This window comes from Sphingomonas nostoxanthinifaciens (genome assembly GCF_019930585.1).
GTDB classification, from domain to species: Bacteria; Pseudomonadota; Alphaproteobacteria; order Sphingomonadales; family Sphingomonadaceae; genus Sphingomonas_I; species Sphingomonas_I nostoxanthinifaciens.
The window spans coordinates 3,212,039-3,231,397 of sequence record NZ_CP082839.1; the positions used below are offsets into that span (position 1 = coordinate 3,212,039).

Annotated in this window: 21 protein-coding genes and 2 tRNA genes; 11 read left to right on the top strand and 12 right to left on the bottom strand. The window is 67.3% G+C overall.

What is annotated here, in order from left to right:
- Positions 1-30: 30 nt before the first annotated feature.
- The 4 genes from K8P63_RS15200 to K8P63_RS15215 all read right to left on the bottom strand — a co-directional run bounded on the left by K8P63_RS15200 (position 31) and on the right by K8P63_RS15215 (position 1,712).
- Positions 31-363: a hypothetical protein gene (locus K8P63_RS15200; protein WP_223796862.1), complete on the bottom strand. Its 333-nt coding sequence runs from the start codon at positions 361-363 to the stop codon at positions 31-33.
- Positions 364-373: 10 nt separating this feature from the next.
- Entirely contained in the window at positions 374-1,006 is a 633-nt protein-coding gene (locus tag K8P63_RS15205; protein WP_223796863.1) for an SOS response-associated peptidase, read from the bottom strand.
- A gap of 140 nt (positions 1,007-1,146) precedes the next feature.
- Positions 1,147-1,338 (bottom strand): hypothetical protein, encoded by a 192-nt coding sequence (locus K8P63_RS15210; RefSeq protein WP_223796864.1) that lies wholly within the window; start codon positions 1,336-1,338, stop codon positions 1,147-1,149.
- Entirely contained in the window at positions 1,335-1,712 is a 378-nt protein-coding gene (locus K8P63_RS15215) for a hypothetical protein (RefSeq protein WP_223796865.1), read from the bottom strand. The genes K8P63_RS15210 and K8P63_RS15215 overlap by 4 nt, the downstream gene beginning before the upstream one ends.
- 130 nt (positions 1,713-1,842) lie before the next feature.
- Here K8P63_RS15215 and K8P63_RS15220 point away from each other — a divergent pair.
- The 3 genes from K8P63_RS15220 (at position 1,843) to K8P63_RS15230 (ending at position 4,536) form a co-directional block, all read left to right on the top strand.
- A tRNA-Cys gene (locus K8P63_RS15220) sits at positions 1,843-1,916 on the top strand.
- Positions 1,917-1,951: 35 nt separating this feature from the next.
- Positions 1,952-3,793 (top strand): dihydroxy-acid dehydratase, encoded by a 1,842-nt coding sequence (gene ilvD / locus K8P63_RS15225; RefSeq protein ID WP_223796866.1) that lies wholly within the window; start codon positions 1,952-1,954, stop codon positions 3,791-3,793.
- A 137-nt stretch (positions 3,794-3,930) separates the two neighbouring features.
- Positions 3,931-4,536 (top strand): PEPxxWA-CTERM sorting domain-containing protein, encoded by a 606-nt coding sequence (locus K8P63_RS15230; protein WP_223796867.1) that lies wholly within the window; start codon positions 3,931-3,933, stop codon positions 4,534-4,536.
- Positions 4,537-4,627: 91 nt separating this feature from the next.
- Here the strand turns inward: K8P63_RS15230 and K8P63_RS15235 are convergent, their stop codons facing one another.
- Positions 4,628-4,834 (bottom strand): hypothetical protein, encoded by a 207-nt coding sequence (locus K8P63_RS15235; protein WP_223796868.1) that lies wholly within the window; start codon positions 4,832-4,834, stop codon positions 4,628-4,630.
- A 156-nt stretch (positions 4,835-4,990) separates the two neighbouring features.
- Positions 4,991-6,751 carry a DNA mismatch repair endonuclease MutL gene (gene mutL / locus K8P63_RS15240; RefSeq protein ID WP_223796869.1) on the bottom strand — a complete coding sequence of 587 codons (1,761 nt, stop codon included), beginning with the start codon at positions 6,749-6,751 and terminating at the stop codon, positions 4,991-4,993.
- A 100-nt stretch (positions 6,752-6,851) separates the two neighbouring features.
- Between mutL and K8P63_RS15245 the strand changes: the two genes are divergently transcribed.
- The 8 genes from K8P63_RS15245 (at position 6,852) to K8P63_RS15280 (ending at position 13,289) form a co-directional block, all read left to right on the top strand.
- Positions 6,852-7,892 (top strand): rod shape-determining protein, encoded by a 1,041-nt coding sequence (locus K8P63_RS15245; protein WP_317629315.1) that lies wholly within the window; start codon positions 6,852-6,854, stop codon positions 7,890-7,892.
- Positions 7,893-7,908: 16 nt separating this feature from the next.
- Positions 7,909-8,787 carry a rod shape-determining protein MreC gene (gene mreC, locus K8P63_RS15250; RefSeq protein ID WP_223796870.1) on the top strand — a complete coding sequence of 293 codons (879 nt, stop codon included), beginning with the start codon at positions 7,909-7,911 and terminating at the stop codon, positions 8,785-8,787.
- Positions 8,784-9,296, top strand: a complete 513-nt coding sequence (locus tag K8P63_RS15255) for a rod shape-determining protein MreD (protein WP_223796871.1) — start codon at positions 8,784-8,786, stop codon at positions 9,294-9,296. Before mreC ends, K8P63_RS15255 begins: the two co-directional genes overlap by 4 nt.
- Positions 9,293-11,254: a penicillin-binding protein 2 gene (gene mrdA, locus K8P63_RS15260; RefSeq protein WP_223796872.1), complete on the top strand. Its 1,962-nt coding sequence runs from the start codon at positions 9,293-9,295 to the stop codon at positions 11,252-11,254. The genes K8P63_RS15255 and mrdA overlap by 4 nt, the downstream gene beginning before the upstream one ends.
- Positions 11,251-12,354, top strand: a complete 1,104-nt coding sequence (gene rodA / locus K8P63_RS15265; RefSeq protein WP_223796873.1) for a rod shape-determining protein RodA — start codon at positions 11,251-11,253, stop codon at positions 12,352-12,354. The genes mrdA and rodA overlap by 4 nt, the downstream gene beginning before the upstream one ends.
- An 81-nt stretch (positions 12,355-12,435) precedes the next feature.
- Positions 12,436-12,511: transfer RNA gene (locus tag K8P63_RS15270), tRNA-Lys, on the top strand.
- Positions 12,512-12,699: 188 nt separating this feature from the next.
- The gene (locus K8P63_RS15275) at positions 12,700-13,002 is read left to right on the top strand and encodes an alkylphosphonate utilization protein (protein ID WP_223796874.1); all 303 of its coding nucleotides are present in this window, start codon (positions 12,700-12,702) and stop codon (positions 13,000-13,002) included.
- Positions 13,002-13,289 carry a DUF167 domain-containing protein gene (locus tag K8P63_RS15280; protein WP_223796875.1) on the top strand — a complete coding sequence of 96 codons (288 nt, stop codon included), beginning with the start codon at positions 13,002-13,004 and terminating at the stop codon, positions 13,287-13,289. Before K8P63_RS15275 ends, K8P63_RS15280 begins: the two co-directional genes overlap by 1 nt.
- Positions 13,290-13,449: 160 nt before the next feature.
- Here the strand turns inward: K8P63_RS15280 and K8P63_RS15285 are convergent, their stop codons facing one another.
- The 6 genes from K8P63_RS15285 to K8P63_RS15310 form a co-directional block, all read right to left on the bottom strand.
- A complete protein-coding gene (locus tag K8P63_RS15285; RefSeq protein WP_223796876.1) occupies positions 13,450-13,650 on the bottom strand; it encodes a hypothetical protein in 201 nt (66 codons plus the stop codon).
- Positions 13,651-13,764: 114 nt separating this feature from the next.
- A complete protein-coding gene (locus K8P63_RS15290) occupies positions 13,765-14,916 on the bottom strand; it encodes a Gfo/Idh/MocA family protein (RefSeq protein WP_223796877.1) in 1,152 nt (383 codons plus the stop codon).
- The gene (locus K8P63_RS15295; protein ID WP_223796878.1) at positions 14,916-15,860 is read right to left on the bottom strand and encodes a sugar phosphate isomerase/epimerase family protein; all 945 of its coding nucleotides are present in this window, start codon (positions 15,858-15,860) and stop codon (positions 14,916-14,918) included. Before K8P63_RS15295 ends, K8P63_RS15290 begins: the two co-directional genes overlap by 1 nt.
- Positions 15,857-16,939, bottom strand: coding sequence for a sugar phosphate isomerase/epimerase family protein (locus tag K8P63_RS15300; RefSeq protein ID WP_223796879.1), 1,083 nt, complete (start codon positions 16,937-16,939; stop codon positions 15,857-15,859). The genes K8P63_RS15295 and K8P63_RS15300 overlap by 4 nt, the downstream gene beginning before the upstream one ends.
- Positions 16,936-18,192: an MFS transporter gene (locus tag K8P63_RS15305; protein ID WP_223796880.1), complete on the bottom strand. Its 1,257-nt coding sequence runs from the start codon at positions 18,190-18,192 to the stop codon at positions 16,936-16,938. Before K8P63_RS15305 ends, K8P63_RS15300 begins: the two co-directional genes overlap by 4 nt.
- A 122-nt stretch (positions 18,193-18,314) precedes the next feature.
- Positions 18,315-19,319: a LacI family DNA-binding transcriptional regulator gene (locus tag K8P63_RS15310; protein ID WP_223796881.1), complete on the bottom strand. Its 1,005-nt coding sequence runs from the start codon at positions 19,317-19,319 to the stop codon at positions 18,315-18,317.
- Between the last annotated feature and the right edge of the window lie 40 nt (positions 19,320-19,359).

Genomic DNA, 19,359 nt, shown 5'->3' on the forward strand with positions numbered 1-19,359 from the left:
CCGAGGCAAGCCCTCGACTCGGCTCCTGGGTTATGCGCTGCCGGCGATGCTTAGATCAGCGACCTCCCGCATCATCTGATGGAACATTGACTGGCCCGTCGACTCGCGCTGCCGGCGCATCCACCTCATTTGCTCTAGCACCACCTTGCCGATCTCGTCGCTGCGCTTCCGCAAGTTGCCCGGCGTCGCCATGCGCGGATCGGCCTCGAGCATCATCGACAGGACAAACATCACCGCCATCAACGGCGTGTTGAAATCGCCGCCATTCCCCTCGGCCGCAGCTGCGACCTGCGCCGTCAGCGCGACGATCGCCGCGTGATATGCGGGATCGTCCAGGCTCACCATCGGCTGATCGTCGGGCATCGGCTTCCTTTCAGGCCTTGATGCGCGTCGGGAACTCCGGTCCGCGCACTGTCATCAGTTTCGCGGGATACGGCTGCTGGAGCCCAACCACGTCGGCATAAGATCCTGCAAGCCAGCGATCCCAGCTTGCTTCATGCAGGATGGTGATCATCGCCTTCGGATGAATCGGCGCGACCATCTCGTTCGGGTCGCACGTCACCATCGTGAACCCGGCGCCGTCCTTGGTCGCCTGCCAGAAGCCCGCGACCGCAAACATCGGCTGGTCGGTCACCTGGAACCACATCTCGCCTTTGACCGGCTTCTTGCCGTCGCCGAGGTCGTGCGCCTCGGGCGTCCATTCGCAGAACTCGGTGAGCGGAACGAGGCAGCGATTTTCGGGATTCTCGGCGAGCCGGCGCCATTGGGGCAGTCCGAGGTTACGGACGTTCGTCATCGGCCACGCCGCCTGCCCGCCCAGCACGTCCCAGCGCATCAGGTCGACGCCGCGCCCGCGATCACTCTGGCGGATGACGTAGGCGCGGCTTTGGGGTGCCAGCTCCTGCCAGTTGAACCGATTGTCGGTCGGCCGGTCAGCGACCCACCTCGCGCCGAACCGCTCGAACAGCGTCTCGGGCTCGTCTCTCATGCGCGCGCGGTTACACATCAGCCGGCAACGGTCCGCACAGCACCGTAGATCCCGGCAGCGAGCCCGTAGGCGCCTAGCGTGAGAGCGAGGGCCAGCTCGACGCGCCGCCGCCATCCCGGCGGCGTGGCCGGCTCCTTATCCTCGAACTCGATCAGCACCTATTTCGGGCAGGCTACGAACTTGCCGCCCGCGCCATGGCAACGCCCCTTGCTGTCCTTCGTCACGGCGGCCGACGAAGATGCTCCGGCCGGGGGGCACTTCGCGAAATGGCCCTTCGCGTCGCGGCAGGGTGCGGCGAGCGCCGGCGCGGTCAGCATGGCGGCGGCGGTCAGCGCGAGGATCAGCTTCACGGTTGGCTCTCCTGAGTCGTGGCGCCGCGATCATCGGTGGCCCGGCGGCGGCGCGCAAGCGCAGCGGCCAAGCGCTTCTTCTCGGCCTCTGCTCGGAGCTCGGACTCATAGGCCGCATTCTCCGCGGCGCGCTCGCGCTCGCGCCGGGCGCCCCGGTCGCGATCCAGCCGATACGGCTCACCCCCATTCCATTCCTCCAACGCTGCATGCAGCGCGTGGAGCATCTCGGCGTCTCCGCCCGAGGTCGACCGGATACGGTCGTAGATGTCGATCGGATCGACCGGCAGGCGTCGGTCGGCCCTGGCATAGCGAGCCAGTTTGCCGATCCAATCCGTCCGTTCATGCTGTCGAAAAAGCCAGTTTGGGAAGCGCATCGGCACCCCTTTAGCGGCGAGCCCATATCGGGAACACTGCGAACTCGCGCAAAATCACTGCGAACTCGGTTTCTGCACGCCTTGACCGACCGCAAAAAACCACGCATTTGCGCGCCCCTGCCCCGGTTCTGGCCCGATGGCGGAGTGGTTACGCAGAGGACTGCAAATCCTTGCACGCCGGTTCGATTCCGGCTCGGGCCTCCATTTCCGGCTGAGACACGGGGCGAAGGACGCGCCCCATGCCTGCCTATCGTTCCCGCACCACCACTCACGGCCGCAACATGGCCGGCGCCCGCGGCCTATGGCGCGCGACGGGAATGAAGGACGAGGATTTCGGCAAGCCGATCATCGCCGTCTGCAACAGCTTCACCCAGTTCGTGCCCGGCCATGTCCATCTGAAGGATCTGGGCCAGCTGGTCGCGCGCGAGATCGAGGCGGCGGGCGGCGTCGCCAAGGAGTTCAACACCATCGCGGTCGATGACGGCATCGCCATGGGCCATGGCGGGATGCTCTATTCGCTGCCCAGCCGCGAACTGATCGCCGACTCGGTCGAATATATGGCGAACGCGCATTGCGCCGACGCGCTCGTCTGCATCTCCAATTGCGACAAGATCACGCCCGGTATGCTGATGGCGGCGATGCGCCTCAACATCCCCGCGGTGTTCGTCTCGGGCGGCCCGATGGAGGCCGGCAAGGTCGTGCTGAAGGGCAAGGAGGTCGCGCTCGACCTGGTCGACGCGATGGTCGCCGCCGCCGACGAAAGCTATTCGGACGAGGAAGTGGCGACGATCGAACGGTCGGCCTGCCCGACCTGCGGCTCCTGCTCGGGCATGTTCACCGCCAATTCGATGAACTGCCTGACCGAGGCGCTCGGCCTGTCGCTGCCCGGCAACGGATCGGTGCTGGCGACCCATTCCGATCGCGAACGGCTGTTCCGCGAGGCGGGCCACCTGATCGTCGACATCACCAAGCGCTGGTACGAACAGGACGACGCCTCCGTCCTCCCCCGCTCGATCGCGACGTTCGCCGCGTTCGAGAATGCGATGAGCCTCGACATCGCGATGGGCGGCTCGACCAACACCGTGCTCCACCTGCTGGCGGCGGCGCAGGAAGGCGAGGTCGACTTCACCATGGCCGACATCGACCGGCTGAGCCGGCGCGTGCCGTGCCTGTGCAAGGTCGCCCCCGCCAAGGCCGACGTCCACATGGAGGACGTCCACCGGGCCGGCGGGATCATGGCGATCCTCGGCGAGCTCGACCGCGCCGGCCTGCTCGACGTCGAGCAGCCGACCGTCCATTCGTCGACGCTGGGCGAGGCGCTCGGCCGCTGGGATGTCGCGCGCACCAATTCAGACGAGGTGCGCAAATTCTATCGCGCCGCCCCCGGCGGCGTGCCGACCCAGGTCGCCTTCAGCCAGTCGCAACGCTGGCAGGAGCTGGACGTCGATCGCACGAAGGGCGTGATCCGCTCGGCGACCCACGCTTTCTCGCAGGATGGCGGGCTCGCCGTGCTGTTCGGCAACCTCGCGCCCGAAGGCTGCATCGTGAAGACCGCCGGCGTCGACGAGAGCATCCTGAAGTTCACCGGCCGCGCACAGGTGTTCGAGAGCCAGGACGCGTCGGTGGCGGCGATCCTCGGCAACCAGATCGAGGCGGGCGACGTCGTCGTGATCCGCTACGAGGGGCCGAAGGGCGGTCCGGGCATGCAGGAGATGCTCTACCCGACGAGCTACCTGAAATCGAAGGGCATGGGGAAGGTGTGCGCGTTGCTCACCGACGGCCGCTTCTCCGGCGGCACATCCGGCCTGTCGATCGGCCATGTCTCGCCCGAAGCGGCGGAGGGCGGCCTGATCGCGCTGGTCGAGCATGGCGACATGATCGAGATCGACATTCCCAATCGCACGATCAATCTCGTGGTGGACGATGCGACGCTGGCGGCGCGGCGCGCGGCGATGGAAGCGCGCGGCGACAAGGCCTGGCGCCCCCTCGGCCGCAAACGCACGGTATCGAAGGCGCTGCAGGCCTATGCTTTGCTCGCCAGCAACGCCGCGCGCGGCGCGATCCGCGTCCTGCCCGACTAAAAAAAAACAAGCCGGTGCGGCCGCATCAACCGGTTCGCCGCACCGGTTAACAACTCGTCCCGTTGTTAACAAAATGTTTCCCAAATCTGTAACGGGGCCGTCCTAGCCCGCCTTCGCCTCAGCGAAGGAGACCTCCCATGCGTTCGTTTTTTGCTGCTCTTGTTGCGTGCGCCGTCCTGCCCGCCGCCGCCAATGCTGTCACGATCGATTTCGAGGCCGCCGGCGCCGGTGCCCCGCCGCTGTTCAACTTCAACGCCGGCCAGACGGTCGCGATCGACGGGATCACCTTTTCCGGCGGAACGCTGCTGAACGGCGAGTTCAGCAGCGTCGACCAGACCGCTGTGTACGCCACCGCGCCGTTTAACAGCCCGTCGACCAGCGGAAGCTATAGCAACCCGATCACGATCGACCTCGGCCGCGCCTTCACCCAGGTGTCGCTCGATCTGGTCAACGAATCAGCCGGCACCTATTCGGTGACCACCAACACCGGCCTCAGCCAGACGCTGACGCTGGACGGCAATGTCGACCAGATATTCTCGCTCGCCGGTGAGGGCATCACCTCGCTCAGCGTGCTCGCGGTCGAGACGACCGGCGTCGGCCCCGCCTACGACTTCGCGATCGACAACGTTACCGCGGCCGGCGCGGTGCCCGAGCCGGCGGCATGGGCGCTGATGCTGGGCGGCTTCGGCTTGGTCGGCACTGCCATGCGTCGCCGTCAGCGGACGACCGTCCGCTTCGCCTGACCGATAATTGACGCCGCGGCCCTCGGGCCGCGGCGTTCGTCAGCAGGAAATTGTACGCAGCCACATCGCTCTGACGGAGCGTGGCCCTGCCTCAGTGCGGGAGGTCGGTTTGTTCGGCCGCGATGCTGGCCACGACAAGCTGGCATTGCTCCAGAATGTCGAGCGCATACTGAACCTGGCACGCAGCCAGTTGCACCTCACCGCGCACGGTGACATCGTCGAGCTCCAGCCGGTCTAGCGTCTCCAGTTCAACGCGGAGTCGCCGGGCGATCGACAGTAATTTGGCAGCATCAGTCATTGAGGCACCGAAACGCTATAACGCACAGAAGTTTCCTTCAAGCGTGAAATGCAACCTCGACTTGTTGCCTGCTTGCGACGAGTCGAGCATGTCAACCGACCTCCGCTGCCGGCGATCGTTTACAATTAGAGAATATAACGCGCGTTGCTCAGAGGCTTAGCGACGGCCGAACAACTTCTCGATGTCACCGTGGCCGAGCTTGATCCAGGTGGGCCGCCCATGATTGCACTGGCCTGAATGGGGCGTGATCTCCATCTCGCGCAGCAGCGCGTTCATCTCGGCGACCGAAAGCAGCCGCCCCGCCCGGACCGAGCCATGACACGCCATCGTGGCGGCGATGCCGTCGAGACGCTCCCTCAGGCTGAGCGCTTCATCGTAAGCGGCGAGCTCATCGGCGAGATCGATCACCAATTGCTGGACGTCACCGGTGCCGAGCAACGCCGGCACGGCGCGCACCAGCATCGCCTTGGCGCCGAACCGTTCGAGATCCAGCCCCATCTCGGACAGTTCGGGGCCGCGCGCCTCGAGCCGATCGCAGGCAGCCTCGTCCATCTCGACGACTTCGGGCAACAGCAATGCCTGCGCCCGGACGCCGCCCTCGGCCATGCCGCGCCGCATCCGCTCCAGCACCAGCCGTTCGTGCGCCGCATGCTGATCGACCAGGATCAGCCCGTCGGCCGCTTCCGCGACGATGTAGGTCGCGGCCACCTGCCCGCGCGCGACGCCGAGCGGATGCTCGGCCGGCGACGGCACCGACACCTCGGCAACCTCGGCACGCCCGACCGGCTGCGCCGCAAAGGCGGGCGCATGATCCCACACGGCCCCCTGCACCGGCGGCCGCGTCGGCGCCCAGGCCGGCGCGAGCGGCTCGATCTGCCATGCGCCGAGCGATGCCACCGACGTGCGCTGAGCGCTGCGATGCCCGGCGGCGTCGAGCGCGGCGCGCAGACCGCCGACGATCAGCCCGCGCACCAGCCCCGCCTCGCGGAAGCGCACCTCGGTCTTGGCGGGGTGGACGTTGACGTCGACCTCCTCGCCCGGAACGTCGAGGAACAGCGCCAGTACCGGATGCCGATCGCGCGCGAGCAGATCCTGATAGGCGGCGCGCACGCTACCGATCAGCAGCCGGTCCTTCACCGGCCGACCGTTGACGAACAGATATTGATGGTCCGCCACGCCGCGATGGAAGGTCGGCAGCCCGGCGACGCCGCCGAGGCGGATGCCCTCGCGCATATGATCGACCGCCACCGAATTGCCGGCCAGTTCCCGGTCGATCAGCGCTGCCACGCGCTCGGGCCGGGTCTCGCCAGGTTGGACGGCGATGCTGCGGCGGCCGTCATGCTCCAGCGTGAAGCCGATCTCCGGCCGCGCCATCGCCAGCCGGCGCACAATGTCGACGCAGGCGGCATATTCGGCGCGGGCGGAACGCAGGAATTTGGCGCGCGCCGGCACGCGCGCGAACAGCCCCTCCACCTTTACCCGCGTGCCGGGCGGCAATGCGGCCGGCCCCTCGCCCGCAATCTGGCCATTATCGACGGTGCGGCGCCATCCCTCCTGCCCGCGCACGCGGCTTTCGATCGTGAGCGTGGCGACGCTGGCGATCGAGGGCAGCGCCTCGCCCCGGAAACCCAACGTCGCGACGCGCTCGATCGCCCCCTCTGCCCACCAGGCTTCGGGCAGCTTGGAGGTGGCATGTCGCTCCAGCGCCAGCGCCATGTCGGCGGGGCTCATGCCGCAGCCGTCGTCGATCACCTCGATCCCGCCGATTCCGCCGTCTTTCAGGCGGACGAGGATGCGTTCGGCGCCCGCGTCGATCGCATTCTCGACGAGCTCTTTCAGCGCACTGGCCGGTCGTTCGACCACTTCACCGGCGGCGATCCGGTTGACCAGATGCTCGGGGAGGCGGCGTATTGACATGGGTGCCGCTCTAGACCAAGCCGCCGACTTCCGCGACCCGGCTTATCCCCTTTCGACTGACCGATTCCCCGCCGGGCGCGCGACGGACGGATGAGTGTACATGGCCTGGATGCGCTGGCTTAAATTCATGTCGCACGACATGGCGATCGACCTCGGAACTGCGAACACCCTCGTCTACGTGCGCGGTCGCGGGATCGTGCTGAACGAACCGTCGGTCGTCGCGATCGAGACGATGAACGGCGTCAAGAAGGTGCGCGCCGTCGGCGACGACGCCAAGATGATGATGGGCAAGACGCCCGAGCATATGGAGGCGATCCGCCCGCTCCGCGACGGCGTGATCGCCGACATCGACATCGCCGAGCAGATGATCTCGCACTTCATCCGCAAGGTGCACGGCTCGCGCCGCTTCCCGCGCTGGCCGGAGATCGTGATCTGCGTGCCGTCGGGCTCGACCAAGGTGGAGCGCCGCGCCATCCGCGACGCCGCGTCGAACGCCGGTGCATCACAGGTCTTCCTGATCGAGGAGCCGATGGCGGCCGCGATCGGTGCCGACATGCCGGTGACCGAGCCGATCGGATCGATGGTTGTCGACATTGGCGGCGGCACGACCGAGGTGGCGGTGCTGTCGCTGCGCGGCCTCGCCTACACCACCAGCGTGCGTGTCGGCGGCGACAAGATGGACGAGGCGATCGCCTCCTACGTGCGACGCAATCACAATCTGCTGATCGGGGAAGCCACCGCCGAGCGGATCAAGCACGATTTCGGCATCGCCCGCATGCCGAAGGACGGCGTCGGCAAGAGCTTTCACATCAAGGGCCGCGATCTCGTCAACGGCGTGCCGAAGGAGATCGAGATCACGCAAGGGCAGATCGCCGAGGCGCTGTCCGAGCCGGTTTCCGCGATCGTCGAGGGCGTGCGCATGGCGCTGGAGAATACCGCGCCGGAGCTTGCCGCCGACATCGTCGATCAGGGCATCGTCCTGACCGGCGGCGGCGCGCTGCTGGAAGGGATCGACGAAGTGCTGCGGCAGGCGACCGGCCTGCCGGTCACGGTCGCGGACAATCCGCTCACCTGCGTCGCGCTCGGAACCGGGCGCGCGCTGGAGGATCCGATGTTCCGCGGCGTGCTGCACACCGCCTGATCGAACGGAGGCCGTCATGGCCCCGCCGCGCCATCGCGATCGTGGTTTCTCGCGCCGCCTGCAATATGGTCTGTTCTTCGGCTATGTCGCGGCGGCGCTGGGCATCGTCGTGGCGCTCGGACTCGTACTGGTCGCCAAGTTCGATCCGCTCGCCTTCCAGGGCATTCGCGGGTTCGCGCTCGACCTGACTTCCCCCGCCTCGATCCTCACGCGCCCGATCTCGCGCGGCGCCGACGATCTCGCGACCAACATCGGCGATTATGTCGCGGCGGGCAGCCAGAACGAGATGCTGCGGCGCCAGCTCGCCGCGGCCGAGCGCGGGCTCGTGCAGGCGCGGATCCTTGCGTTCGAGAATGCGCGCCTCCGCCGGATTTCCCATCTGATCGAACAAGGCACGCAGCCGGTGGTGACCGCGCGCCTCGTCGGCTCCGATCTGGCCGGCACGCGCCGCTATGCCACGCTCGCCGCCGGCTCGGCGGACGGCGTCCGCGCCGGGCAGCCGGTGCGTGGCCCCGATGGGCTGGTCGGGCGCGTGGCCGAAGCGGGGCTGCACGCATCCCGCGTCGAATTGCTGACCGACGGCGGCAGCAGCGTGCCGCTGCGCGTGGTGCGGACGGGTGCGCCGGCGCTGGCCGAGGGGCGCGGCGCGGGCGTGCTCGACATTCATTCGACCCAGGCCGGCGCGCCGCCGCTGGTGCGCGGCGACCTGCTCGTCACATCGGGTGTCGGCGGCGTCTATCCGCCCGATCTGCCGGTCGCGGTGGTGACCAGCACGAGCGGCGAGGTCGCGAACGGCCGGCCGCTCGCCGATCCGACCCGGCTCGACGTGGCGATGGTATTGGCGGAAGCGGCGGCGCCACCGGCGCTCGCGCCGCCGACGGGGCGGCACAAATGATGGCGCAGATCGAGAGCAATCTGCTCCGCCGGCCGTCGCTGCGGCTGTGGCTGGTGCCGCTCGCCTCGACCGTGGCGGGATCGATGATGGTGCTGCTGCCGATCGTCGTGACGGCACCGTCGCTGCCGCCCTTCGGCCTGCTGATCGCGCTCGGCTGGCGGCTGCGCCGACCCGAACTCTGGCCGGCATGGGTGGCGCTGCCGCTCGGCCTTGCCGACGATCTGATCGGCGGAGCGCCGCTCGGCGTCGGCATGGCGCTGTGGACGCTCGCCTTCCTCGGCATCGACATCGCCGACCATCGCCCGATGTGGCGCGATTACTGGCTCGACTGGTGGCTGGCGATGCTTGCCATCCTGTTCGTCGGCATCGGCGGCTGGGTGCTTACGGCGTTCGCGGCGGGTGGCGGCGCGCTGTGGCCGCTGCTGCCCCAGCTCGGCTTCGCCATCCTGCTGTTCCCGGTGGTGCAGCGCCTGTGCGGCTGGCTCGACCAGTGGCGGCTGCGACGATGAAGTCGCGCGTCCTGACCGATCAGGCGCTGGCTTTCTCCTTCACCCGGCGCGCGCTGATGCTCGGCGCGGCGCAGCTCGGCGCGGGCGGGCTGCTGGTCGGCCGCATGGCATGGTTGTCGATCGCCCAGAACGCCAAATATGATCGGCTGGCCGAGAGCAACCGCGTCCAGAGCCAGCTGATCCCGCCCCGACGCGGCTGGATCGTCGATCGCAATGGCCGGCCGATCGCGGTCAACCGCACCAGCTTTCGCGTCGATCTGATCCCCGACCGGCTGCAGGATCCCGACCGCGCGATCGACGAGCTGCGCCAGCTGCTCGCGCTGAGCCACGACGACGTCGCGCGCATCAAGGAAGCGCTCGACAAGGCGCCCGGCTACCAGCCGGTGCCGGTGATCGAGAACCTCGATTACGAGCGCTACGCCGCGGTCAGCGTGCGCCAGCCCGATCTGCCTGGCGTGGCGCCCTCCAGCGGCTTCGCGCGCAGCTACCCTGCGGGCGCCGCGGTCGGCCACCTCGTCGGCTATGTCGGGCCGGCCACCGCCGAGCAGTTTCAGGCGACGCGCGATCCATTGCTCATCACCCCCGGCTTCAAGGTCGGCAAGGAGGGGCTGGAGAAGTCGATGGAGCCGTGGCTGCGCGGCAAGGCCGGCGCCAAGCGCACCGAGGTGACCGCGCACGGACGCCTCGTCGCCGAGCTCACCACCCGGCCCGAGCAGATGGGCCACACGCTCCATTTGACGATCGACGCCGGCCTGCAGGAATATGCCGCGCGCCGGCTGGGGCCGAACAGCGGCGCGGTATCGGTGATCGACGTCGCCACCGGCGGCCTGCTCGCCTTCGTGTCGATGCCGGCCTACGATCCGAACACTTTCTCCGACGGTATCTCGCCGACCGAATGGGCTATGCTGTCGGGCAACGACCATCTGCCGCTGACGAACAAGGTGATCCAGGGGCTCTATCCGCCGGGCTCCACGGTGAAGCCGATGGTCGCGCTGGCACTGTTGCAATGGGGCGTCGCCGCCGACGAGATCGTGCACTGTTCCGGCGTCTATCGCGTCGGCAATGCGCAATTCCACTGCTGGCGGCACAGCGGCCATGGCCCGATCGATATGCGCCGTGCGATCCAGCAGAGCTGCGACGTCTATTTCTATACGATGGGCCGCCGCATCGGCATCGACAAGATCGCGCCGATGGCGCGCGATCTCGGCCTCGGCGCGAAGTTCGATTTGCCTTATGCGATGCAGCGCTACGGCACGGTGCCGGATAGCGCGTGGAAGCTGCGCCGCTACAAGCATCCCTGGACCGCGGCCGACACGGTGAACGCCGCGATCGGCCAGGGTTATATGCTGGTGAACCCGCTCCAGCTCAGCGTGCTGGCGGCGCGCATCGCCAGCGGCCGCGCGCTCGACCCGCGGCTCGTCCTCAATCGCCGCTACGGGCCGCAGGGACCGTCGCTCAACATTCCGCCGAGCCATCTGGAGCTGGTCCATCTCGGCATGCGCGACGTCGTCAACACCGGCGGCGTCGGCTCGGGCAGCGCCTCGCGCCTGCCGCTGGCCGGGATAGAGATGGCCGGCAAGACCGGCAGCGCGCAGGTGCGCCGCATCTCGATGGCCGATCGCCGCGCCGGCCGCACCGCCAGCGAAGCCCTGCCGTGGAAATATCGCGATCACGGCCACTTCATCGGCTTCGCGCCGGTGGAGGAGCCGCGCTATGCGATCGCGGTGACGCTGGAGCATGGCAATCACGGCGGCGCCGCCGGGCAGGTCGCGCGCGACGTGATGACCTATCTGTTCGCGCCCGACCGCGCGATGGCGACGCTCGCCACGATGGAATCCGGCTGGGGCGGCGACATCGCCCAGCGCATGGCGGCCGACGTCGCGCGCTGGCAGGCGGGCCATCTGCAGACCGCCGCCGACCAGGCGCCCGCCGAACGGAGCACGGGGGAGCCCGATTGAGCAACTCGCTGGTGCCGGTCGCACTCCGGCGGATCCCGTGGGGCATCCTCTTCCTGGTCGCGGCCCTTACCGGCTTCGGGCTGGCGGTGCTTTATTCGGCCGCCGGCGGTCATCTGATGCCATGGGCGTTGCCGCAGGGCGTGCGCTTCCTCGGTTTTCTCGTCGGTGCGATCGTGCTTTCGCGCCTGAACGAGCGCCAGCTCAAGTCGCTGGCGATACCGGCCTATGTGGCGCTGGTGGTGCTGCTGGTCGGCGTCGAGGCGCTGGGCGTGGTCGGCGGCGGCAGCCGGCGCTGGCTCGACCTCAAGATCATCCGCCTGCAGCCATCCGAGCTGATGAAGCCGGCGATCGTGGTGGCGCTCGCCGCTTTCTACGATCATCTGCCGGCGGCCGAAGTGCGGCGCTTCAACGCCATCTGGCCGGCGGCGCTGATGATCGGCCTGCCCTTCCTGCTCGTGCTGGTGCAGCCCGATCTCGGCACCGCATTGATGATCGCGTTCGGCGGAGTCACCGCGATGTTCCTGGCCGGCGTGCCGGTGCGGCTGTTCGTCGGCGCGGCGGCGGCGGCGGCGGCGCTGACCCCGATCGCGCTCGCGCGGATGCACGATTACCAGCGCAGCCGGATCGAGATCTTCCTCAATCCCGAAAGCGATCCGCTCGGCACCGGCTATCACATCATCCAGTCGAAGATCGCGATCGGATCGGGCGGCGTGTTCGGCAAGGGCTTCCTCAACGGCACGCAGAGCCATCTCGACTATCTCCCCGAAGGCCATACGGACTTCGCCTTTGCCACCATGGCCGAAGAATGGGGTCTCGCCGGCGGCATCGGCATCATCCTGGCCTATGCGGTGGTCGTCGGCTGGGGCATGCGCGTGGCGCTCGGCGCGCCGACGCGCTTCGGCCGCATCGCGGCGGCGGGGCTCGCGACGACGATCTTCTTCTACGCGACGATCAACATGCTGATGGTGATGGGGCTGGCGCCGGTGGTGGGCATCCCGCTGCCTCTGATCTCGTGGGGCGGATCGGCGATGATGACGGTGCTGATCTGCCTGGGGCTGCTGATGGCGATCGACCGCCACCGCAAGCCCGCACGTCTTTGAGCAATTGGGTGTTTACAAGCGCGGATCGCCTTGCTAACCGCGCGCCTCCGACGGGCTTACCCGTCGCGCCGTATCCGGCATGGACGCATAGCTCAGTTGGTAGAGCAGCTGACTCTTAATCAGCGGGTCCTTGGTTCGAGCCCAAGTGCGTCCACCACATATCTCGTTAGAAAAGCACGCTTTTTCTGACGGGAGACGTGCGCCTTCTGACATTAATTCGGACCGCAATTCAGACTTTCCCGGTGTGTTCTAGTCGCTCGGCAGCGCCGTCGCTTGGCCGACATGGAAACAAGCCATTGCGCGGCGTAGAAGGCCGCCGACGATGAGGATCGAGCAGGAGGCGACGTGTCCGACGACGATTATGTCTATGACGAGGACAGCGGCGAGTGGGTTCCGGCTGCCGAGGCGGCCGCCAATCACCGGCTTGCGGCGCAGGTTGAGGTGCGCGACGCGGTCGGCAATGTGCTGGCCGATGGCGATCAGGTCACGCTCGTCAAGGATCTCGACGTCAAGGGGGCCGGCCAGACGCTCAAGCGCGGCACGCTCATCAAGTCGATCCGGCTGACCGGGGATGCGCAGGAGATCGACTGCCGCTACGACGGCATCAAGGGCCTCGTGCTGCGCGCCGAGTTCGTCCGCAAACGATAATGGCGCGCCCGAAGCCGACCATGCCGCCCGCTGCGGCCATCCTGGCGCTGGCCGACGCAGACGGGCGGCTGGAAGTGCGGGTATCGCCCTGTGCATCGGCCGATGCGATAATGCTGCCCGCGCCGGGTGGCGCGCTTACCGTGCGGACTACCGCGCCGCCCGAAGACGGCGCGGCGAACGAAGCGGTTTTGCGACTGCTCGCAAAGGCAATCGGTCGATCCGTATCCACGCTGGAATTGGTGCGCGGCGCTGCCAGCCGAAACAAGCTCATACGTTTAACGCCGTGACCCGAAGCGGCCATTTCCAGGCCGCCGATGTGCGCGATCCGGGAGATCGGCGCCAGAACCGGCCGGGCGACCCCATCGATAGCGCCGTTGCGCAGCGAACGGCTCGCGTGGCGCTCGACCCGGCAGCATGCGTTCGACGCGGCGCCGCGCGGCGCGCGTCTCAGCCCTTCGGCGTCACCCAAACATCGACCGGCGTCGCGAACGTGCCCGGCGCCGGCTTGCCGATATCGACGCGTTGCGCGGTCACGCGCTCGCCGTTTTCCAGATGGAAGGGCGTACCGGCCATCGGCATGCGGCCGAACATATGTTTCTGGATCTGCTCGCCGGTCGCGGCATTCATGACAGTGGCTTTGATGCTCATGCGCTGCCGATAGCCAGACCAGCGGTGCAGCGTCGACCTCTCGGGCACGCTTTTCCCCAGCTTTTTATCCCAGCTTCGGACGGGCCGCCCGTTGGGACGAGGACGATTGCGCGCTCAGCCCCAGTTGGTCCGCTCGATCCAGCGTTCGGCGGCATGCGCCGCGACGGCGCCTGCGACGAAGCGCAGCCCCTCGATACCGTCCTCGATGCCCGGCAGCATCGAGGCCTGGCCGGAGGCGTCCGGATCGTCGAAGCCGACGATCAGGTCCGCCGCATCGCTGTAGAGCTGCGCGAACGCCTCCAGATAGCCCTCCGGATGATGCGCGGGGGTGCGCGTCGCATCGCCGCCCAGGCCGCCCGGGCCGCCGCGTTCGAGCGTCACGGATGGCGCGCCGATGACGGTGTAACGCAGTTGGTTGGGATTTTCCTGATCCCACTCAACGCCGGCTTCGCTGCCATAGACGCCGATGCGGAGCTGGTTGCCTTTGCCGGGCGCGATCTGGCTGAGCCACATCATGCCCTTTGCACCGCCCGCGTAGCGCAACAGGATGTGGGCATTGTCGTCGAGCGTGCGACCTTCGCCGAACGCGGACAGATCGGAAAACACCGCTTCCGCCTGCAGGCCGGTGACGAAACCGCCGAGATGATAAGCATGCGTGCCGATATCGCCGAGCGCCCCGCCCGCGCCGGAGCGGGCCGGGTCAGTGCGCCATGCCGCCTGCTTGTTATCCCCGGTCTCGATGGTGCGCGCGAGCCAATCCTGCGCATATTGCAGCTGGATCGTGCGGATCGTGCCCAGCCGGCCTTCCGACACCATCGCCCGCATCATCCGGACCATCGGATAGCCCGAATAGGTATGGGTCAGCACGAAGGCGCGCTTGGCGGCGTGTGCCGCACGCTCGATCGCGAGCGCGTCGCTCAACGTCGCGGCGATGGGCTTGTCGCAGATGACGTGGAAGCCTGCCTCAAGTGCCGCCACGGCCGGCGCTGCATGGAGATGGTTGGGCGTGACGATGACAACGGCATCGATCCGGTCTTCACCGCGGGCGGCTTCGCTCGCGATCAACGCCCGCCAGTCCGCGTGGCTGCGCTCCGGCGCGATGCGGCATTCGACAGCGCCGCGCGCGGCGCGGGCCGGATCGGATGACAATGCCCCGGCGACCAGTTCCCACCGATCGTCCAGTCGCGCGGCGAGCCGGTGGATCGGGCCGATCATCGCGCCCGGCCCACCACCGATCATCGCATAGCGCAGCCGCCGTGCCGCCATCATGCCGTCTTCAACGCGAGCAGATAGGTCGCGCTCTTTGCGATCGCATCGATCCGCGGGCCGGCAAAAGGCGGTTCCTGCTCGATGAAGAATCCGCGGACGCCGTCGGCATAAGCGGCGGGCAGGATCGCGTGCCAATCCATCTTCCCCGACCCCACTTCGGTCGGGTCCTGCTCTACGACATAGTTGGTGACGGTGCTGGCCTTGATGTCCTTGACGTGCATCTGGGTGAAGCGATGCGGATGCGCACGCAACAGCGCGATCGGATCGATCCCTGCCGCGGCGACCCAGCCCGCATCCATCTCGAACGAGACCGACGACGGATCGGTTTCGCGCATGAGAAGGTCGAACGCCGTTCCCCAATCGTGCGGCGCGAATTCGGGATTGTGATTGTGATAGCTGACCGCCAAGCCACGTTGGCGCAGAGCCTTGCCGGCGGTGTTGAGCAGATCGGCCACCCGATGCCAGTCGTCCTGCGTCAGCTTCGTAATGGCGGCGGCGAAACCTTCCGATGATTTCGGCCTGTTCGGCAGGGGTGGACTGGGCATCACGACGTTGGTGATCCCGACCACATGCAGATCGCGCGCCAGGGCATCGAAATCGCCGTCGAGGCTGGGGCCGTTGCCGTTCGCCCTCGCCTGAATATGCGCGCTGGTGCACCGCAGTCCTGCGCGATCGAATGAGGCGCGCAACTGCGCCGGGCTGCGTCCGTGGAAACCCGCGGTCTCGACCGACCGGATGCCGATCGCGTGGAGCTTTGCCAGCGTGCCGTCGAAGTCGGCATCCAGATCGGGCGCCAGCGAATAAAGCTGCAGGCCGAGCGGCAGCATGTGGCGCGCGAAGAACGGCTTGGCCGCCATACGCGGCGCCGCGCCGCTGGCGCCCGCGATCAGCGCTCCTCCCGCTGCAGCGGCGCCGAACATGCAATGGCGTCGATCGATCATAGGGTCTCTCCATCGTTCTTATCGGGGGTCGCGAGGCCAAGCAGGGCGCGGTTGACATAGCGATCGGCGCCGCTCGCCGCGAAATCGTCGAACGCACGCTCGGTGACGCGGATGATATGATCGCGGATGAACGGGGCACCCTCGCGCGCGCCGTCTTCGGGATGCTTCAGCGCGCATTCCCATTCGAGCACCGCCCAGCCGGGAAAGTCATATTGCGCCATCTTCGAGAAGATCGCGCCGAAATCGACCTGCCCGTCGCCCAGCGAGCGGAAGCGCCCGGCCCGATCGACCCAGTTTTCGTAGCCGCCATAAACACCCGACCGGCCAGTCGGGTTGAATTCGGCATCCTTGACGTGGAAGCAGACGATCCGATCATGGTAGCGATCGATGAAGTCGAGATAATCCAGCTGCTGCAGCACGAAATGCGACGGATCGAAGAGGATGCGCGCGCGCGGGTGCCCGTCCACGGCGGCGAGGAAACGCTCCCACGAGGCACCGTCGTGCAGATCCTCGCCGGGATGGATCTCGAACGCGCAATCGACGCCGGCATCGTCGAAGGCATCGAGGATCGGACGCCAGCGCCGCGCCAGCTCCGCAAAGGCCTCGTCGATCAGCCCGGCCGGGCGCTGCGGCCACGGATAGACATATGGCCACGCCAGCGCACCCGAGAATGTCGCATGCGCCTTCAGGCCGAGGTGCGCGCTGGCCTTTGCCGCCAGCATCACCTGCTCCGCCGCCCACCCTTGGCGCTCGGCCGGCTTTCCGCGCAGCGCTGGCGGGGCGAAGCCATCGAACAGCAGATCATAGGCCGGGTGTACCGCGACGAGCTGACCCTGAAGGTGCGTCGACAATTCGGTGGGCTCGACGCCGAACGCCGCGAGCCGGCCGCGCAGATCGTCGCAATAATCCTTGCTCCCCGCGGCAGTAGCGAGGTCGATCAGGCGCGGATCGCAAGGAATCTGCACGCCTTTATAGCCGAGGCTCGCCGCCCATTCGCCGAGATGGTCGAGCGTATCGAACGGCGCATCGCTGCCCAGGAACTGCGCGAGGAAGATGGCCGGGCCGTTGATCGTCTTCATGCGGGAATGTCCGATCGGCTGTCATCGCGAAAGGCGAGCTGGAACAGGATGGCGATCACCGCCGCGGCGATGGCAGGATACCACCACATATGGTGCCAGTCGGCGACGCTCGGGTTCGCCGGCATGGCGCCATACAGCCACGCGCCGATCTGCGAGCCGAGCAGCATGCCGAGGCCATAGGTAAATAGCGTCAGCATGCCCTGCGCCTGTGCGTTCACCCCGTGCGGGGTCGCGATCCTGCCGGTGTAGATCGCACCGGCGACGAAGAAGAAATCGTAGCAGACGCCGTGCAACGCCACGCCGAGATAGACGGCCCAGACCGAGGTGCCGCCGTCGCCGATCGCAAACAGCGCGTAGCGCACCGCCCACGCGATCATGCCGACGAGCAGCAAGGGCTTCACGCCAAAGCGGCGATAGAGCAGCGGCATCGACAGCATGAAGCCGAGCTCCGACATCTGCCCGATCGCCAGCGTTCCGCCGACATTGGTGATGCCGGTCGCGCCGATATAGGGCGATGCATAAGCATAATACATGGCGAGCGGGATCGAGATCAGCGTCGCGCAGCCGATGAACACCAGGAAGGATGGTTGGCGCAGCAATGCGAATGCCTCGACGCACAATATCTCGCGCACCAGCCCGTTCGCATGGGGCACGTCGGCGGCAACGGCGGGCAAGGTGACGCTATAGAGCCCCAGCACCAACGATACGACGCCGGCGATCGCGAAGATTTGCGGGCTGGCCGATAGGCCGGCCCAGCCGACGATCAGTCCCGCGACGATCCAGCCCAGCGTGCCGAACGCGCGGACGAAGGGGAAACGATCCACCCGCGGACCGAAGCTCTTGAGCGCGATGGTATTCGCGAGCCCCACCGTGGGCATGTAGAGGATCATGTAGCCAAGCAGCACCCACACGAAGGTTCCGCCGTGCGCCGGCGTCACCAGATGCGGCAGGAACAGCAGCAGAGCGCCACCGACGAGGTGGAGCACCGCCATCAGCATGCGCGGGCTCAGATAACGGGTCGCCGCCATGCCGAGCAGGAAGGAGCCGGCGATCGAGGCGATCGGGCCGACCGAAAACGCATTGCCGATCATCGCGCCCAGCCCGACGGTCTGCATGACGAGGCCCAGCGTGACGTTCCACGCACCCCACACGAAGAATTGCAGAAACATCAGCACGCCGAGACGGCCGGTCAGCAGTGCCGATCCATGCGCTGCCGTACCGAAATCCGGCCCAGCTTCGACCGAAGCGCCCATTCCTCATCCTATCCTGCGCCGCGTCCGCCCGGCTCGTCGACATCGAAACTAGGTCGCGCATCCGGCGATGTAAAGGATTACATATGCGCGATCCAAACCCCGTAAGGCGGCAATTTGGCCGATCAGCGCGGCTGAAAAGGCGCTGTGCTGTCTCGAACGACGAGCCGATAAGGCAGCGTGACCGACGTCGCTGCCGCATGCTGCCCGGTGATCAGCAGATGCAGGAGGCGAACGGTCTCCCGCCCGATCTCCTGCTGCGGCTGCGCGATCGTCGTCAATGCCGGCTCCAGAAAACGGGCAAAGCGGATATCGTCGAACCCCACCAGCGAGATGTCGGTCGGACAGATGCGACCCGTCGCTCGAATTGCGCTGAGCGCGCCCATCGCCATCTCGTCGCTGCAGCAAAACAATGCCGTGACGCCGCCTGCCAGCAGGCGGTGCGCCGCCGCTGCGCCGGCTTCGACCGAATAATCACCGTGATCGATCTGTAGACGATCGGCGAGGCCGTGCATCGCCATCGCCTTGCGCGCGCCCGCCACCCGATCCCGGCCGAGCGGGCTTGCCATCGGGCCGGTGACGATGCCGATATCCCGGTGCCCCAGCCCGATCAGGTGCGCGACGGCTTCCTCGCTGGCGCCGGCATTATCGATATGAACGCTCGGGACATCGAGACCCGGACTATATTCGCAGCCGTTCACCACCGGCGCGCCGCCGGCGCTGGCGCGCACCAGCGTTGCCAGCGAATCCGGCAGGCGATGACCGAGGAAGATCAGCCCGTCGACTTCGCGTTTTGCCAGCATCTCGGCATATTGGTTTTCGATCGCCGCGTCATGACGCGTATCGCCGAGCACCACCGAATAGCCGATGCCGCGCGCCGCCGCCTCCGCACCGCGGATGACGTTGGAGAAGAACGGGTTCGAGATATCGGGAACGGTGACCAGCAACTTGCCCGCCCGCGTGGTCCGCAGCGATCTGGCGGCCACGTTGGGCGCGTAGCCGAGGCGTTCGACCGCGGCGAGAACCCGCGCACGCGTTTCCGCCACGACCCGACCCGACCCGCTGAGCACGCGGGAAACGGTAGCGGTGGAAACCCCCGCGGCGTTGGCGACGTCTATGATGGTCGGCATCACGCTATTTCGACGCACATGAGGCATCTGTCGAGCGGCC

Excerpts from the sequence above, each read along its gene's own strand:
- K8P63_RS15290 (WP_223796877.1), bottom strand. The coding sequence starts at position 14,916 with ATGGCGGCACGGCGGCTGCGCTATGCGATGATCGGTGGTGGGCCGGGC.
- K8P63_RS15305 (WP_223796880.1), bottom strand. The coding sequence starts at position 18,192 with ATGGGCGCTTCGGTCGAAGCTGGGCCGGATTTCGGTACGGCAGCGCAT.
- K8P63_RS15300 (WP_223796879.1), bottom strand. The coding sequence starts at position 16,939 with ATGAAGACGATCAACGGCCCGGCCATCTTCCTCGCGCAGTTCCTGGGC.
- K8P63_RS15310 (WP_223796881.1), bottom strand. The coding sequence starts at position 19,319 with ATGCCGACCATCATAGACGTCGCCAACGCCGCGGGGGTTTCCACCGCT.
- K8P63_RS15255 (WP_223796871.1), top strand. The coding sequence starts at position 8,784 with ATGATGGCGCAGATCGAGAGCAATCTGCTCCGCCGGCCGTCGCTGCGG.
- K8P63_RS15215 (WP_223796865.1), bottom strand. The coding sequence starts at position 1,712 with ATGCGCTTCCCAAACTGGCTTTTTCGACAGCATGAACGGACGGATTGG.
- K8P63_RS15245 (WP_317629315.1), top strand. The coding sequence starts at position 6,852 with ATGGCCTGGATGCGCTGGCTTAAATTCATGTCGCACGACATGGCGATC.
- mrdA (WP_223796872.1), top strand. The coding sequence starts at position 9,293 with ATGAAGTCGCGCGTCCTGACCGATCAGGCGCTGGCTTTCTCCTTCACC.
- K8P63_RS15200 (WP_223796862.1), bottom strand. The coding sequence starts at position 363 with ATGCCCGACGATCAGCCGATGGTGAGCCTGGACGATCCCGCATATCAC.
- K8P63_RS15235 (WP_223796868.1), bottom strand. The coding sequence starts at position 4,834 with ATGACTGATGCTGCCAAATTACTGTCGATCGCCCGGCGACTCCGCGTT.
- K8P63_RS15285 (WP_223796876.1), bottom strand. The coding sequence starts at position 13,650 with ATGAGCATCAAAGCCACTGTCATGAATGCCGCGACCGGCGAGCAGATC.
- K8P63_RS15280 (WP_223796875.1), top strand. The coding sequence starts at position 13,002 with ATGGCGCGCCCGAAGCCGACCATGCCGCCCGCTGCGGCCATCCTGGCG.
- mreC (WP_223796870.1), top strand. The coding sequence starts at position 7,909 with ATGGCCCCGCCGCGCCATCGCGATCGTGGTTTCTCGCGCCGCCTGCAA.
- mutL (WP_223796869.1), bottom strand. The coding sequence starts at position 6,751 with ATGTCAATACGCCGCCTCCCCGAGCATCTGGTCAACCGGATCGCCGCC.
- K8P63_RS15230 (WP_223796867.1), top strand. The coding sequence starts at position 3,931 with ATGCGTTCGTTTTTTGCTGCTCTTGTTGCGTGCGCCGTCCTGCCCGCC.
- K8P63_RS15295 (WP_223796878.1), bottom strand. The coding sequence starts at position 15,860 with ATGATCGATCGACGCCATTGCATGTTCGGCGCCGCTGCAGCGGGAGGA.
- K8P63_RS15205 (WP_223796863.1), bottom strand. The coding sequence starts at position 1,006 with ATGTGTAACCGCGCGCGCATGAGAGACGAGCCCGAGACGCTGTTCGAG.
- ilvD (WP_223796866.1), top strand. The coding sequence starts at position 1,952 with ATGCCTGCCTATCGTTCCCGCACCACCACTCACGGCCGCAACATGGCC.